Origin of the sequence: Rhodococcus sp. GXMU-t2271, from assembly GCF_041414735.1 — a bacterium.
Classification (GTDB): Bacteria; Actinomycetota; Actinomycetes; order Mycobacteriales; family Mycobacteriaceae; genus Rhodococcus; species Rhodococcus indonesiensis.
Map to the genome: position 1 here is coordinate 1 of NZ_JAUIZP010000066.1, position 14,570 is coordinate 14,570.

Here is a 14,570-nt window from a genome sequence, read left to right on the forward strand (position 1 = left end):
GTCGTTCGACCGCCGTGCAGGGTCAGTGCGCCGACACGCTCAGTTCGCTCTTGTCTGCGACCTCTACCTCGGCGTTACGCACCACGCCGTAGAGGAAGCTGCGGATCATCTCCTCGAACAACTGCCGGGAGGTCATCCGGTTCTCGGCGAGAGCCCGCGCCAGTAGCGGCTGCGAATGAGGGTCGACGTTCGGGAAGATGGTGTTCTTCGTGCTCGGCTTGCGCATCGCCTCGGTGAGCACTGCGCCCAGGGTCAAACGCTCCATACCGTCGAGAATCTGGACGTGCAGGCGGGCCGGCACGCCGGACTCCTCCAGGAATCGGGCAGTGTCCTCGTAAGTGCCGATCAGCAGGTCCCGCGGAAGGTACTGGAGCAGAATCGGCGCGGCATTGCGGTGCTTGAGGATGGACTGACGGAGATTCATGCTCAGCGTCACGAAGTACTCGGGCCAGTCCGGGCCGGGCTTGCGGCGTGGCAGGGTACCCGCGCCGGCGATCTGCCGCGCGACAGCTTGAAGGATCTCCGTCTTGTCGGCGAAGTGGTAGTACAGGGAAGGCGCCCGCACCCCGAGGTGCTTCGCCAGCCGCGGCAGGCTGAAGGCATCGAGACCCTCGGAGTCGATGATCTCGATGGAGGCCGCCACCGCGGCCGCGCGACTGATGAGAGGCTTCGACGGTCGGGCCATCATCTACTTTCGGTTTCGTGCGGTCCACCGGGCGGTTTACCCGGCGGGTGACGTATCGATGCTATCTGTTCCGGTTCCACCCGTGGTTACGCAGAGAGGACGCACTCGTCGAGGAATTCGACCAGGCCGCGGCTCAACACGTCGTTGTCGTCGCCGCTCACCATGTGTCCGGCACCGCCCACGTCGATGTGCCGTGCCCCGGGAATCAGGTCCAGGAGTTCGCGGGCACCGTCGATGCTGACGACGTCGGACTGGGCACCACGAATCAGCAGGGTCGGAACCCCGACGGCGCGCGCTGCGGCCCGGGCACGCTCCTCGCGTGCTGCGGCAGCATCCGGAAGGTTCGTCCGGTGCGCGAGCATCCGCGGGTCCCAATGCCAATACCAGCGACCGTCTCGTTCGCGCATGTTCTTGCGCAATCCCTCCACCCGTGGCGCGCGGCTCCGGTGCGGGTTGTACGCGATCACGGCGTCGAGCGCGTCGTGCAGACTGTCGAAGCCGGCGAGCCCCGCGCGCATGAATCCGGTGATCTTGGCCAATCCCTCGGGCTCGGCCTTCGGGGTGATATCGACCAGCACCAGCGCCCGGGAGAGCCCCGGATTGTCGCCTTCGGCGACGAGTGAGGCCATACCGCCCATCGACGCTCCCACGAGCACCGGAGGCTCACCGAGGTCGGCGACGATCGCGCAGATGTCACGCGCGTGTGCGTCGGAGCTGTAGTCGCCGTCGTCGGCCCAGTCGCTGTGGCCGTGCCCGCGCGCGTCGATCGCGTAGGAGCGCCACCCGTGTTCCGAGAGGCGGATTCCGGTGCGTTGCCACGAGTGCCTCGTCTGCCCGCCGCCGTGCAACAGCAGGACGGTGCCTTTCCGCTCGGACGTGGGCTCCCAGACATCGGCGACCAGGGAAACGCCGTCGCCCCGAAGTGTGGTCACGGTGCTGGAGATCGTCATCGTGTCGCCCTTCGTCGTCGGAGTCAGTGTCCGGAAGTCCCACCGTCGACGGCGAGCGTCGACCCGGTGATGTAGCCGGAAGCACGGCTGGCGAGGAACACGACGGCGGCGTCGATCTCGCGCTGCGTGGCGGTGCGACCGAGCGAGCAGCCGCGCAGGAACTCCTCGAGCGTATCCGCCGACATCTCGGCGATCAGGTCGGTATCGACGAAGCCGGGCGCGACGGCGTTCACGCGGATCCCTTTTCGGTGTGACCACTGATGGGACAGATCGCGGGTGAGGCCGACGAGACCGGCCTTGCTTGCGGCGTAGGCGGCTTGGGGGAGAACCGACTTGACCAGCCCGAGCATGCTCGCGATGTTGACGATGCTCGATCCGGGCTTCATCACGCGTCCGCATGCCTGCGCCGTCCAGTACGCCCCGAGCAGATTGACGTCCAGTACGGAACGAAAATCCTCGGGTCGCTCACGCGTGGCGGGTGCGGAATGGGTGACGCCGGCGTTGTTGATCAGGATGTCGAGCCGACCGAACTCGGCGATGGTGGCCTGGGCGAGGACGTCGCACTGTTCGGGGTCGGTGACATCGGTGGGGACGATGAGGCAACGGCGGCCGGCGGCCTCGATAGTGGGGGCGACGGCTTCCAGTCTCTCGCGACGGCGCGCGGCGATCACCACGTCCGCGCCGGCCTCGGCAAGGGCGCGCGCGAACCCTGCTCCGAGGCCGCTGCCGGCACCCGTGACGACGGCGACCGACCCGTCGAGCCGGAAGAGGTCGAGGATCGAGCCGGTGACATGTGCGGTGTCTGTCGAGGTCATGTGGCTGCTCCCGGTGCTGTGTGTCATAAGGCCGTCTGTGGGCCTTGCGTCCCTTAAATCTAATTACTTAAGATTAGAGCGTAGGTGATGTCCAGGGGAACGGAAACGCTGATGGCCGCAAGCACCGAGGTGGAGCACAGCAAGATGCGGGTGATCGGCAAGGACGCACTTGCAGACGGCGTCGTGGCAGTGCGGTTCGCCGATCCCGACGGGGGGACCGTCCCGGCGTGGGAACCCGGATCGCACATCGACATCGTCATCGACGAGTCGACGGTCCGGCAGTACTCGCTGTGCGGGGATCCGGCTGACGGAACCTGCCTGACCGTCGCGGTCCTCCGTGAGGAGGACGGACGTGGGGGCTCGCGGTGGGTCCACGACTCGCTACAGGTCGGTGACCTCGTCAGCATCGCCGGCCCGCGCAACAACTTCAGCCTCGAGCCCGTGCAGTCGTATCTGTTCGTCGCGGGAGGCATCGGCATCACGCCGCTACTTCCGATGGTGCGGGCAGCCGACGCAGCAGGCGCCGACTGGAAGCTCCTGTACGGCGGACGTACCAGCGCGAGCATGGCTTTCGCGGACGACCTCGCCGCCCGGTATCCCGGCCGGGTCGAGCTACGCCCACAGGACGAATGCGGGCTGCTCGACTTGGCGGCAGCGCTCGACTCCCTCGAAGACGGCACCGGCGTCTACTGCTGTGGACCGGAACCCCTGCTCCGAGCCATCGAGACCGAGTGCCGCAACCGCCCCGACCTCACCTTGCATGTCGAACGGTTCGCCGCGAAGGAACGGCCGTCCGACGCCGTCGACGAGGCCTTCGAGGTGGAACTCCGGCAATCGGGCACGACGATCACTGTCGCCGCGGGCGACACATTGCTCGACGCGGTGCTCCGCTCGGGAGTCGATGCGCCGTTCTCGTGCCGCGAGGGAACGTGCGGTACGTGCGAAGCCGCTGTCCTGGAGGGTGTTCCGGATCATCGCGACTCGGTCCTCACCGAGGACGAGCAGGCGGCGAACGACTGCATGATGATCTGCGTGTCCCGCAGCTGTACTCCCAAGCTCGCCCTGGATCTGTAGGTCCGGTCTGTGGTGACCCTACGTCTGTCCCCAGCGCGAAAACACGGGCGCACCACCGCCGTCCCGCCTGGGGTGCTCATTCCGGCGCTCTGCTTCGTCGTGATGATCACCGCGGTCATGCAGACCGCCGTCGTGCCGTTGATGCCCGACATCGCGACGCAGCTCGGCGTGAGTCCGAATGCGGCGGGATGGATCGTCACCGCGAACCTCCTGACCGCGACGGTCTGTACGCCGCTGCTGGGCAGGCTCGCCGACCGCCGCGGGCCCCGAAGAGTGCTGCTCTGCATCCTGGGCGTGGTGCTTGTCGGTTCGTTGCTGTGTGTCGCATGGGACTCGCTTCCGGTACTCATCGCCGGGCGAGCACTGCAGGGGACGTCGTTCGCGCTGTTCCCGATCGGCGTCGCTGTGCTGCGCAGTGCTCTCGGGCCGTATCGGCTCGCGGCGGCGCTCGGCATCATGTCGGGAACGATGAGCGTCGGCGGGGGTGCGGGGATGATCGCCGCTGGCCTGCTGTACCGCGACGGCGACGACTATCGCCGCGTGTTCTGGCTGCTGGTTGCGCTCGCGGTGATCGCCACTGCGCTTGCGTGGTGCGTCGTTCCCGATTCACCCGGTTCCGGAACCGGCTCCGGAGCCGATTTCTGGGGTGTGGTCGGGCTTGCGGTCGGCCTGTCCGCGCTGCTGCTGGCCCTCGCGCAAGGCGGGACGTGGGGCTGGGTGTCCGCGCCGACGATCGGGTGTGTCGTCGCTGGTGCGCTCGTGCTGGCCGTCTGGTATCGGCACGAGCGGCGGTTCGATGCGCCGATGGTGACCCCAGCCCTCTTGACCGCACGTGCGGTGGCGCCGGCGCACCTCGCCGCCTTCCTCGTGGGAATCGCGATGTTCGTACAGTTTCTGGCCATAGCGATGTTCGTGCAGGTTGCTCCCGAGCAAGCGGGGTACGGGTTCGGTGCGTCGGTGCTCGAGACGAGCCTGCTGTACCTGTTACCCGGGCAGGTCGTCGGCATCACCGCAGCCGGCGTGAGCGGGCTCCTGGTGCGGAAGTTCAGCGCCGACCGGGTGCTGATGGCGGCGTGCGCTGTCGGCGTGTGTGGATTCGCGTTCGTCGGGTTCGCCCACGACCACCCGTGGCAGGTGATCCTTGCGGTGGCGGTCCTCAACATTTTCGTCAGCGTTGCCTATGGTGCCCTGCCGGCCATGCTCGTCGAGCATGTGGCGCCGCACGACACCGGTGTGGCCAACGGTATCAACGCAATTGCACGGACATTCGGCAGTTCACTGGCCAGCGCGCTGGTGGGGATGCTCCTCGCGACGATCACGATCGCGGGTACCGACCTTCCCTCCGAGCGCGCGTTCGTGGCCGCATTCGCGATCGGCGGGGTGACCGCGCTGATCGCCGGGTTCACCGCTGCGGCGAGCCGCGCTTAGCAGTTGACAGAATTTGTTTGACGTCTCATCGATGAGGCTATAGCCTGAGTCGTACGCGATATGAGGACCCGCGCTCCTCTCGCGCCGAAAATTCTTGCGGAAACGGATTCGCATTCTCTCGGTCAAGGAAGGCAAGGGACACATGGCTGCCACCGTCGGCTCGGCCCTGTATTGGTGGGCGAAGACCAAGGGGGAACAGAACGCGATCATCGTCGCCGGTGAGGCTCTGACCTACCGTGAACTCCAGGACTGGTCCGGCCGCGTCGCTCGTGCGCTTGTCGACCGGGGCATCAAGCCGGGCGAGCGCGTCGGAGTGCTCGGCCTGAATTCGTTGATGTGGCCTGTCGTGGCACTCGGCGTGCTCAAGGCCGGTGCGGTGCTCGTCCCCTTGAACCCCCGGTTCAAGCCCGCGGAACTCCGCAAGGTCGTCGATGACGCCGATGCCGTCCTGGTCCTCGCGCCGGAGCAGTTCACCGCGACGGTCGCCGAGGCGCGGGACCTCGGGGATTCCTTCGACACGATCGCATTTACCGACCTCGCGGCGCTGCGCGAAGGGGAGCACGACGACTTCCGTGTCGACGTCGCGCCCGACGAGCCCACGGCACTTCTGTTCACCAGTGGATCCACGGGGCTGTCGAAGGGCGTCATCTGCACCAACCGCACTCTGCTCGGCATCGTGTTCGAGGCCTCCCTCACCGAGGAAGGCTTCCGTCCGGGTTCCACGTCGCTGCTGGTGTTGCCGCTCGTGTTCACCCCCGGCCTCGTATGGGGACTGATCATGTCCACGGTGCTCGGTGGCACCCTCGTCATCGAGAAGGAACTCGATCCCGGTCGTGCCGCGGCACTGCTCGGCGAGCACAAGGTGCAGGCATTGTTCGGGGTTCCGCTGATCTTCGAAGCGATCTCGCGGTCGCCCGAATTCGAGAAGGCCGACCTGTCGTCGCTGCGCACCGCCATCGTCGGCGGCGCGGCCGTTGCGCCGGCCCTGTTGAAGAGGTGGGCCGACAAGGGCGTTGCGCTGCGTCAGATCTACGGCATGACCGAGGCGGGCGGTGTGGCAACGGCAACACTGGTCTCCGAGGCCTTCGACCACCCCGACACCTGCGGTTCGGGATCGATCTTCACCGAGCTGAAGGTGGTGCGCGAGGACGGCACCGATGCCGCTCCCGGCGAAGAGGGGGAGATCCTGCTGCGGGGGCCCGGCGTGTCCCCGGGCTACTGGAACGATCCGGAGTCCACGGCGTCCGCGCTGCGCGACGGCTGGCTGCACAGCGGGGACCTGGGCACCCTCGACGAGGGCGGGCGCGTCAAGTTCGTCGATCGTCTGAAGGATCTCATCATCACCGGCGGCATCAACGTCTCGCCCGTCGAGATCGAGCGGGTCATCAGCGAGATCCCGGGGGTCGAGGAGGTCGCCGTCATCGCCGCGTCCGACGAGCGCTTCGGCGAGACCCCCGCGGCGATCGTCACGGTGAAGGACGGCGTGGACGAGGCGAGCATCGTCGAGCACTGCGACCGTCTCATGGCCGACTACAAAGTGCCCCGTTATGTCGTGATCCGCGACGAGCCGCTCCCGCGGCTTCCCAGTGGCAAGCTGTCGAAGACGGCGATCCGGTCCGAGTATCGCGACGTCTCCGAACGATTCGACAAGGTGCGCTGACACACCCGTCGCGCAGAGAGGAGCCCCCGTGGCTCGGACCGGAACCGATGACTCGATAGTCCTCGAGCGGCACGGAGAAATCGCCGTCGTACGCTTGAACCGTCCCGATCGGCTCAATGCGTTCACCGACGCGATGTGCTACCGGCTCATCGAGATCTTCGACGAGACCGACACCGACGACGAGGTGCGCGCGGTCGTGCTCACCGGAACCGGCCGGGCGTTCTGTGCGGGGGCTGATCTCGCCGCAGGCGGCGACACGTTCGTCCTCGGCGAGGACCCGGCGACCGGCGGAGCCCCCGCCGACACGGGGGGACAGGTAACGCTGCGGATCTACCGTTCCCTGAAGCCGGTGATCGCAGCAATCAACGGCCCCGCAGCAGGCGTCGGTGTCACGATGACACTTCCGGCCGATATCCGCATCGCCTCGGACACGGCCAAGTTCGGATTCGTGTTCACTCGCCGCGGCTTGGTGCCGGAGGCATGCTCGACGTGGTTCCTCCCGCGGGCGGTCGGAATCTCCACCGCCGTCGAATGGGCGGTCGGGGGAAAGATGGTGCCGGCCACCGAAGCTCTCGAACGCGGATTGGTACGTGAACTCGTGCCGGCGGATCAGGTGTCGGCTCGGGCCATCGAGATTGCTCGGGAACTCGTATCCGGCACGGCCCCTGTCTCCGCAGCACTGACACGGCGGCTGATGTGGCAGATGCTCGGAGCCTCCAGCCCCGAAGTCGCGCACCGCGCCGAGTCCGTCGGCATCTACGTGCGGGGTGTCTCCGACGACGTGCGCGAAGGGGTCGCCGCCTTCCTCGAAAAACGTGCACCGGAGTTTTCGGATCGCGTGTCGGACGGGCTACCGGACCTGTTCGAGTAACCCGGAAGTCGTGGTCGATCGTCCTTGCCGTCCTGACGGGTCGAGTATTTGACAAAGGTCAGCACTTGTATCATTGCCCGTACGGATACGGCGAGGGCGACTTCAGGAGTGACGAATGGCGCGACGGCGGGTGAATGTCCTCAGCGACGACGCCGAGGTGGCGCGCGGCCAGATCTTGAAGGCTGCCGAATCGATGTTCCAGCGGTACGGGCTGACGAAGACGACGATGGACGACATCGCCAAAGAGGCCGGTGTTTCGCGGCCGACGGTGTACCGCTACTTCGGGGACCGTGACACCCTGATCACGGCGCTGATCGAAGTGCGGTCACGCCGACTGTTCGACAAAGCCCGAGACTTCCTGCGTGAGCGGGAGACTTTTGCGGAGCAGATCGTCGACGGCTTGATCTTCCTCGTCGATCGTGGTCGCCACGATCCGATCATCCGGCTGATCGTCAGTCCCGAGCACATGGACCTGGCGACAGCGCTGGTCGGAAGCAGCGGCCTGGCGGCCAGGCTCACACAGGAAATGTGGGCTCCATTGCTCGAAGAGGCCCGCGAACGGGGTGAAATCCGCAACGGCCTCACCGACGAGGAGATCTGCCAGTGGATCGCACTGGTGCAGCTCATCCTCGTGGGGCGGATGGACTTCAGCTCCGAAGGCGACCCGGAGAACCGGCGGATGCTCACCAATTTCCTGCTGCCGGGGATCGTGACGGAGAAGTCCGCCAGGAAGCCGCGGTCCCGTGCGAAGACTGCCGCTCCGGCCCCCTAGATTCGCGGGTGCCGACGCCGGGATCGTCTCGGGTGAGCTCGGTGTGTCGGCGGAGGTCGGATCGACCGCTGTCGGAACCGTCCCGGACTGCGTGCTTGCGGCGTTCTGCTTCGGAGGTCCCGCCCCAGATCCCATGTCCTTCATCGGTGTCGAGTGCGAAATTCAGGCATGGGATCCGGACGGGGCAGGTTGTGCAGATCTGTCTTGCAATCCGTTCGCGCCGCAGCCGAACCCCGCGTGTTTCGTGATCGGGCGGATAGAAGACGGACGGGTCGACGAGACGGCAATCGGCGCGTGACTGCCACTCCCATCGGGTTGCACCCGACCGAGTCGGAGAAATGGACGTGAAGTGAAAAGGTGCGTTCATGGCTCTTCGTCGCTCGGGTGACAAGGAGGCGGGGTATCGGAGTGCAGTGCCCCGCTGCGAGTGGCCTGGCGTGATCAGTGCATGTGGCTGCCGCCGTTGATGTCGACGGTGGTGCCGGTCAGGTAGGCGGCGTCCTCGGAGGAGAGGAACGTGATGACCGAGGCCACCTCGCGGGTGGTGGCGGTGCGCCCGAGCGGGATGTCGCGGCAGATGGCGGCTTCCTGTTCGGGGGTGCTGCCGACGCGGATTCCGGTGTCGACTGCTCCGGGGGTGACGGCATTGACGGTCACCCCGGTGTCACCGAGCTCGCGGGCGAGGGACTTGGTGAAGCCGAGGACGGCCGCCTTGGCAGACGAGTAGGGGACCTTGCCGAAGACACCGCCGCCGCGCTGCGCGGAAACGGAGGACATGTTCACGATCCGGCCCCAGCCGTTGTCGATCATCGCCGGGAGGAAGGCGCGGGTGACCAGGTAGGTGCCGGTGGCATTGACGGCCATGACCTTGTTCCACAGTTCGAGGGTGGTGTCGAGGAACGGCACCGGCGAGGTGATTCCGGCGATGTTGGCCAGGGCCCCGACGGGCGGGAGGGTGCCGGCGGCCACTTCGGCGGCGACGGCGTCGTGCGCGCGCCGGACGGACGATTCGTCTGCGACGTCGATCTCGTGGCCGAACGCCGGAACGGAGTATTCGCTGCCGATCTCCGCTGCGACCTTGGCGGACTTCTCGCCGTTCAGATCGAGAACGACGACGGCCCAGCCGTCCTCGGCGTAGCGGCGGGCGGTGGCGAGGCCGATACCGCGCTCGGAGGTGGCGCCGGTGACGACGGCGGTGCGCTGGGTGGAAGACATGGTTCTCCTTCGATGGCTGGGTCAGGGGATGAGCGGGGAAATGAAGCGGGCGGCCCGGGCGGTGCTGTCCGGGCGTCGATCGTGGGTGACGTCGCGGGTTTCGAGTTCGAGGCTGAAGTGGCCGGCGTAACCGAAGTCGGCAAGGGCCTCGATGCCGGCGGCGAAGTCGGCGGCACCGTTTCCGAGGCTGAGATTGATGTTCCCGGGGACGGCATCGCGCAGATGTACGTGGGAGATGCGCCGGCCGAACAGGTGGACGAAGTCGACCGGGTCGCCGCCGGAGGCGACGATGTGACTGAAATCCATCACAATCCCGATCTCGGGCGAGAGTCTGGCGGTCAGCTGCGTGGCACGGGCGATATCGCAGCACAGGCGGTGCACGTGCAACGACTCCGTCCACAGGGCCACCCCGAAGACCCGGGCGGTCTCGGCTGCCCACTCCAGTTGGGCGGCAACGACATCGAGATCCTCGTCGAGTGATCGGACCGGGGTGTGGTCGAGGGCTCCGCACGGCAGGACCAGCGCCCGCGCCTCGACGCCGGCAGCGAGGGCGAGCAACTGATCGAGATGGCGTTTCCGCTCGTCGCGCTGGGCGGGAGTCGGTGGCAGGTTGAGGTCGCCGATGTCGCCGTTGACGCTGCGCACGCGCAGTCCGGATGCGGCCACTTCCTCGATCACCTGCTCGACGCCGGGGGCGTCGAGGCCGAAGGGAACGTGGTCGCACACTCCGGGTAGGGCGCCGAGATCGATCTCGGCGAACCCGAGGCCGGAGATGGTCGAGAGGGCCTCGCTCAGGGCGAGGTGGCGGAAGCTGATCGATGAACAGCCGAGCCGGTCGTGGACCACGAGGACTCCTTCGAAGGAACGAGGTGATGCAGACCACGGTAGAACGATTGACTGTCAACAGTCAACGGTCGAACATTGACGGTTGACATGGACTGGTGGTGGGGGTCACACTCGGTGCACACTGTTGACAGTCGACATCCACGTTCCCGATCCCCCTACCGGTCCTCCCGGTTCGAAGAGGAGATGTTCATGAGCACCGATGCTCTCCGGATGCGCGGTCCCGTCCACGGCACGAAAGACGCCAAACGCGTCGCGATCGGCTCCTCGGTAGGGGCGGTCATCGAGACCTACGACTTCATCGGCTTCGGCACCGCCGCAGCCCTGTACTTCGGTACCGCCTTCTTTCCCAGCGGCGATCCGGTCATCGGTACCCTCGCCGCCTTCGCCACCCTCGGTGTCGGATTCGCGGCCAGGCCCCTCGGGGGCATCCTCGGCGGGCACCTCGGCGACAAGATCGGCCGCAAACCCGTCCTGGTCGCCTCCCTCATCGTCATGGGCCTGGCCACCTTCGCGATCGGGCTGCTGCCGACCTACACCCAGGTCGGACTCGTCGCGCCGGCCCTGCTGGTGACCGTGCGGATCGTCCAGGGTCTGGCCTTCGGCGCCGAGTGGGGCGGGGCGATCCTGATGAGCTACGAACACGCCCCCTGGAAGGCGAAGGGCCGCTATACCGGCATCGTCCAGGCCGGTTTCCCGGTCGGGCTGTTGCTGGCGAATCTCGTCTTCCTCTTCAGCGTGCACCTGGGTGGTGACTGGGCGTGGCGCGTGCCGTTCCTCGCCAGCATCGTCCTGGTTGCCGTCGGCCTGATCATCCGGTCCAAGGTGCCCGAGTCCCCGGTCTTCGAAGACGTCAAGGACAGCGGTGAGATCGCAGCCTCCCCGGTACTCGAGTCGATCAAGAAGGACTGGCGCGACATCCTGCGCGGCATCGGACTGCGAGTCGCCGAAACCGCCGGATACGCGGTCTCGATCACCTACATGATCTCGTATCTGCACACCAACGACCTGGCCGGAAAATCCGAAACACTGCTGGCGCTGTGCATCGCCTCCGCGATCGGCATCGTTGCCACCTTCGCCTGGGCCGCCCTGACGGACCGCATCGGACGCCGCCCGGTGTACCTGGGCGTGTGCGCCTTCGCCGCCTTGTTCGGCATGCCGATGTTCCTGTTGGTCAACACCGGCCTGTTCATCCTGATCGTCGCGACGATCGTCGTCGCCTACGCGGTGTGCCAGAACGCTCTCGCCGGCGCGCAGGGTGCCTGGTTCCCCGAACTGTTCCAGGCGGCGCGGCGCGCCTCGGGCGCTTCCCTGGCCTACCAGATCTCGGCCATGGTCTCCGGCTTCACCCCGTTCGTCACCACTCTGCTCTACGTCTCCCTCGGCTGGGTCGGCCCGGCCCTGTTGTTCAGTGCCTTCGGACTGATCGGCTTGATCACAGCCTGGTTCACCCGGGAGACGTGGGGCGCTACCGAGCGCCGGCTCGCCGACGAGGCCACGCGCTCAGAAGAACACGCCTCCGGCCACGGCGACGCAACGCCGCACCGCCACGCCGGAACGGCCTCGAACACCAAGGAAAAGGAACTGTTGTGACCACCACTGCGCACGTCGGCGCCCTCCCTCGCGACCGTCGCCTCGCCGCCGTCGACGAGTTCGCCTACCGCCTCAGGCACAACGTGCTCGACATGGGCCAGGAACAGGGTCAGGGCTATGTCGGACAGGCTCTCGGCGCGGCCGACATCCTGGCCACCGTCTACGCCGCACACCTGCGGTTTCGGGCCGACGACCCCGACTGGGTCGGCCGCGACCGGTTCCTGCTCTCGACCGGCCACTACGCCATCGGGCTCTACGCAGCGCTCGCCGAGGCCGGAACCATCCCGCGTGAGGAACTGCTGACGTACGGCTCGGACGATTCCCGCCTCCCGATGTCGGGGATGTCCTCCTACACCCCGGGCATGGAGATCTCCGGGGGTTCGCTCGGGCACGGTCTCCCCGTCGCCGTGGGAATGGCCCTGGGTCTGCGCCACCAGGACTCGCAGGCGCGGGTGTTCAACTTCCTGTCCGACGGGGAACTCGACGAAGGCTCGACGTGGGAAGCGGCGATGAGCGCGCACCACCACCAGCTCGGCAACCTGATCGCGATGGTCGACATCAACGCTCTGCAGGCCGACGGCGCGACCGCCGGGGTGCTCGGCACCGAACCCGTGCACGACAAGTGGACCGCCTGCGGTTGGCGCACCTACCGCGTCGACGGCAACGACACCGACGCCCTGCTCGGTGCCTTCGACGATGCCGTGGACGGTGCCGCCGCACATGGCGCGCCGGCGGTCGTCCTTTGCGACACGCGTGTCGGCAAGGGGGTGCCGTTGCTGGAAACCAGGGAGAAGGCGCACTTCATGCGGATCGACGAGCACGAATGGCAGATCTGCCGCGACCAGTTGACCGCCGGATACGACCTCGAGGATGCTCGATGACCACCACCGCTCCCAAACTCAAGACCTCGGCGATGATCGCCTCCTTCGTCGATCCCGGCCAGAAGACGACCGCCGCACCCTTCGGCCACGCACTGGTCGCGGCGGCGCAGTCGAACGACAAGATCGTCGGGCTGTCCGCGGATCTGGCCAAGTACACCGACATGCACATCTTCGCCGAGGCCTTCCCCGACCGCTTCTTCCAGATGGGCATGGCCGAACAACTGCTGTTCGGTGCCGCCGCCGGCATGGCGGAAACGGGACTGGTGCCGTTCGCTTCGACCTACTCGGTGTTCGCTGCCCGTCGCGCCTACGACTTCCTGTGCCTGGACATCGCCGAACCGAATCTGAACGTCAACATCGTCGGCGGTCTGCCGGGCCTGACCACCGGCTACGGCCCCAGCCACCAGGCCACCGAGGACATCGCCATCTTCCGCGGCATGCCGAACCTGACGATCGTCGACCCGTGCGATTCGGTAGACATCGAGCAAGCGGTCCCGCAGCTGGCCGCCTGCCCGGGACCGACCTATCTGCGCTTGCTCCGCGGCAAGGTCGCCACCGTCCTCGACGAGTACGGCTACAGCTTCGAACTGGGGAAGGCCAAGGTACTGCGCGACGGCAACGACGTCGTCTTCGTCACCAGCGGCCTGATGACGATGCGGGCCCTGCAGGCCGCCCAGGAGCTGTCCCGGCACAACGTCGACGTCGCCGTGGTCCACACCCCGACGATCAAGCCGTTCGACGCCGCCACCGTGCTCGCCGAGATCGACACGGACCGCCTCGCTGTCACTCTCGAGAACCACACCGTCGTCGGGGGGCTGTTCGAGACGGTGGCTGCCGCCGCCGTGGGTGTGGGCCTCGGGCGGAAGATCACACCGATCGCGCTGCCCGACCGCTTCCTCGACGCCGGCGCTCTGCCGACGCTGCACGATCGTTACGGTCTGAGCACCGACCGGATCGTCGCCCGCGTCCTGGCCGAGCTGGGCTGAGTCGGCGCTCCGAGTGAGCGGGCCCGCACCGTCGTCGGTGCGGGCCCGTATCATTGTCGACAGACTGTTGTCGACAGTTGCCCGCTGACACCGCCTGGAGGCATCAATGGCCGCACAACCCGCCGCGCTGCTCGGACTGGAGAAGACCAGTCTGCGCCAGCAGGCCGTCGCGGCCCTGCGCAGCGCCATCACCAGCGGCGCCCTCGCCCCGAGCAGTCCGCTCGTCGAAACCGAGCTGTCCGAGATGCTCCAGATCAGTCGCGGCACCCTGCGTGAGGCCATGCGCCAGCTTCAGCAGGAAGGGCTGATCTCCGCTGGTGCGCGGGGCCGGCTCTACGTCCGCCATCTCGACGCCAAGGAGATCCGCGACATCTTCGCCGTCCGCGCGGCCCTCGAGGCCCTCGCGGTCCGGGAGCTCGCGGAGCTACCCGACCGCTCGACCGTGGTCCCGGCCCTGCGTGAGGCGCTCGACGTGATGGCGCGTGCCGAGCACGATCTCGAGGCCCGCATCGAGGCAGATCTGAACTTCCACCGCATCCTCTGCCGGCTGACCGGCAACGAAACGCTGATGCACTCGTGGCAGTCCCTCGAAGGGTCGATCCGCATGTCCATCATGTTCGCCGGGCTGGAAAAGGCTGTCGGCAACATGGACGTCGGACGGCACAGCGCCATCGTCGACGCCATCGAAACTGGCGACTCCGACGAAGCAGCCGCCACCGTGCGCTCCCACATGAAATGGGCTGCAGCCAATCTCGTTTCCTGAGGCACCTCGGAAGCGTTCGGGCGGAGGCGATCGT

At 67.0% G+C, this 14,570-nt stretch carries 15 protein-coding genes; 9 read left to right on the top strand and 6 right to left on the bottom strand.

Translation table 11 applies throughout. The annotated features are described in order from the left end of the window. Positions 1-22 precede the first annotated feature (22 nt). The 3 genes from QYS60_RS23345 to QYS60_RS23355 form a co-directional block, all read right to left on the bottom strand. Positions 23-685 (bottom strand): TetR family transcriptional regulator, encoded by a 663-nt coding sequence (locus QYS60_RS23345; protein WP_040784663.1) that lies wholly within the window; start codon positions 683-685, stop codon positions 23-25. A gap of 86 nt (positions 686-771) precedes the next feature. Then, positions 772-1,635, bottom strand: a complete 864-nt coding sequence (locus tag QYS60_RS23350) for an alpha/beta fold hydrolase (RefSeq protein ID WP_371384398.1) — start codon at positions 1,633-1,635, stop codon at positions 772-774. 23 nt (positions 1,636-1,658) lie between these two features. Further along, positions 1,659-2,450 (bottom strand): SDR family NAD(P)-dependent oxidoreductase, encoded by a 792-nt coding sequence (locus QYS60_RS23355; RefSeq protein ID WP_371384399.1) that lies wholly within the window; start codon positions 2,448-2,450, stop codon positions 1,659-1,661. Positions 2,451-2,561: 111 nt separating this feature from the next. On the opposite strand from QYS60_RS23355, the gene QYS60_RS23360 reads away from it, so the two are divergent. The 5 genes from QYS60_RS23360 (at position 2,562) to QYS60_RS23380 (ending at position 8,255) form a co-directional block, all read left to right on the top strand. Continuing rightward, positions 2,562-3,524: a 2Fe-2S iron-sulfur cluster-binding protein gene (locus tag QYS60_RS23360; protein WP_371384400.1), complete on the top strand. Its 963-nt coding sequence runs from the start codon at positions 2,562-2,564 to the stop codon at positions 3,522-3,524. A gap of 99 nt (positions 3,525-3,623) precedes the next feature. Continuing rightward, positions 3,624-4,952, top strand: a complete 1,329-nt coding sequence (locus QYS60_RS23365; RefSeq protein WP_371384408.1) for an MFS transporter — start codon at positions 3,624-3,626, stop codon at positions 4,950-4,952. A 142-nt stretch (positions 4,953-5,094) separates the two neighbouring features. Continuing rightward, positions 5,095-6,612 carry a class I adenylate-forming enzyme family protein gene (locus tag QYS60_RS23370; RefSeq protein WP_371384401.1) on the top strand — a complete coding sequence of 506 codons (1,518 nt, stop codon included), beginning with the start codon at positions 5,095-5,097 and terminating at the stop codon, positions 6,610-6,612. A gap of 28 nt (positions 6,613-6,640) precedes the next feature. After that, positions 6,641-7,483: an enoyl-CoA hydratase-related protein gene (locus QYS60_RS23375; protein WP_003939659.1), complete on the top strand. Its 843-nt coding sequence runs from the start codon at positions 6,641-6,643 to the stop codon at positions 7,481-7,483. Positions 7,484-7,598: 115 nt separating this feature from the next. Continuing rightward, entirely contained in the window at positions 7,599-8,255 is a 657-nt protein-coding gene (locus QYS60_RS23380) for a TetR/AcrR family transcriptional regulator (protein WP_371384402.1), read from the top strand. On the opposite strand, the gene QYS60_RS23385 is transcribed toward QYS60_RS23380, so the two are convergent. The 3 genes from QYS60_RS23385 to QYS60_RS23395 form a co-directional block, all read right to left on the bottom strand. Next, positions 8,167-8,622 carry a WhiB family transcriptional regulator gene (locus QYS60_RS23385; protein ID WP_371384403.1) on the bottom strand — a complete coding sequence of 152 codons (456 nt, stop codon included), beginning with the start codon at positions 8,620-8,622 and terminating at the stop codon, positions 8,167-8,169. The two genes, QYS60_RS23380 and QYS60_RS23385, sit on opposite strands and share 89 nt — an antisense overlap. Before the next feature lie 74 nt (positions 8,623-8,696). Beyond that, complete coding sequence (locus QYS60_RS23390; protein ID WP_371384404.1) at positions 8,697-9,470, bottom strand: SDR family NAD(P)-dependent oxidoreductase; 774 nt, start codon at positions 9,468-9,470, stop codon at positions 8,697-8,699. A gap of 21 nt (positions 9,471-9,491) precedes the next feature. Then, positions 9,492-10,316 (bottom strand): sugar phosphate isomerase/epimerase family protein, encoded by an 825-nt coding sequence (locus tag QYS60_RS23395; RefSeq protein ID WP_371384405.1) that lies wholly within the window; start codon positions 10,314-10,316, stop codon positions 9,492-9,494. 189 nt (positions 10,317-10,505) lie between these two features. Between QYS60_RS23395 and QYS60_RS23400 the strand changes: the two genes are divergently transcribed. The 4 genes from QYS60_RS23400 to QYS60_RS23415 all read left to right on the top strand — a co-directional run bounded on the left by QYS60_RS23400 (position 10,506) and on the right by QYS60_RS23415 (position 14,536). After that, positions 10,506-11,906 carry an MFS transporter gene (locus QYS60_RS23400; RefSeq protein ID WP_371384406.1) on the top strand — a complete coding sequence of 467 codons (1,401 nt, stop codon included), beginning with the start codon at positions 10,506-10,508 and terminating at the stop codon, positions 11,904-11,906. Further along, positions 11,903-12,787 (top strand): transketolase, encoded by an 885-nt coding sequence (locus QYS60_RS23405; protein WP_003939664.1) that lies wholly within the window; start codon positions 11,903-11,905, stop codon positions 12,785-12,787. Before QYS60_RS23400 ends, QYS60_RS23405 begins: the two co-directional genes overlap by 4 nt. Beyond that, complete coding sequence (locus QYS60_RS23410) at positions 12,784-13,773, top strand: transketolase family protein (RefSeq protein ID WP_371384407.1); 990 nt, start codon at positions 12,784-12,786, stop codon at positions 13,771-13,773. Before QYS60_RS23405 ends, QYS60_RS23410 begins: the two co-directional genes overlap by 4 nt. Positions 13,774-13,879: 106 nt before the next feature. Further along, positions 13,880-14,536, top strand: coding sequence for a GntR family transcriptional regulator (locus QYS60_RS23415; protein ID WP_003939666.1), 657 nt, complete (start codon positions 13,880-13,882; stop codon positions 14,534-14,536). The last annotated feature ends 34 nt before the right edge of the window (positions 14,537-14,570 follow it).

What these genes read in the sequence shown, in the direction of transcription:
- QYS60_RS23400 (WP_371384406.1), top strand. Translation starts at nt 10,506, where the DNA reads ATGAGCACCGATGCTCTCCGGATGCGCGGTCCCGTCCACGGCACGAAA.
- QYS60_RS23415 (WP_003939666.1), top strand. Translation starts at nt 13,880, where the DNA reads ATGGCCGCACAACCCGCCGCGCTGCTCGGACTGGAGAAGACCAGTCTG.
- QYS60_RS23410 (WP_371384407.1), top strand. Translation starts at nt 12,784, where the DNA reads ATGACCACCACCGCTCCCAAACTCAAGACCTCGGCGATGATCGCCTCC.
- QYS60_RS23345 (WP_040784663.1), bottom strand. Translation starts at nt 685, where the DNA reads ATGGCCCGACCGTCGAAGCCTCTCATCAGTCGCGCGGCCGCGGTGGCG.
- QYS60_RS23360 (WP_371384400.1), top strand. Translation starts at nt 2,562, where the DNA reads ATGGCCGCAAGCACCGAGGTGGAGCACAGCAAGATGCGGGTGATCGGC.
- QYS60_RS23385 (WP_371384403.1), bottom strand. Translation starts at nt 8,622, where the DNA reads ATGAACGCACCTTTTCACTTCACGTCCATTTCTCCGACTCGGTCGGGT.
- QYS60_RS23370 (WP_371384401.1), top strand. Translation starts at nt 5,095, where the DNA reads ATGGCTGCCACCGTCGGCTCGGCCCTGTATTGGTGGGCGAAGACCAAG.
- QYS60_RS23350 (WP_371384398.1), bottom strand. Translation starts at nt 1,635, where the DNA reads ATGACGATCTCCAGCACCGTGACCACACTTCGGGGCGACGGCGTTTCC.
- QYS60_RS23355 (WP_371384399.1), bottom strand. Translation starts at nt 2,450, where the DNA reads ATGACCTCGACAGACACCGCACATGTCACCGGCTCGATCCTCGACCTC.
- QYS60_RS23390 (WP_371384404.1), bottom strand. Translation starts at nt 9,470, where the DNA reads ATGTCTTCCACCCAGCGCACCGCCGTCGTCACCGGCGCCACCTCCGAG.
- QYS60_RS23380 (WP_371384402.1), top strand. Translation starts at nt 7,599, where the DNA reads ATGGCGCGACGGCGGGTGAATGTCCTCAGCGACGACGCCGAGGTGGCG.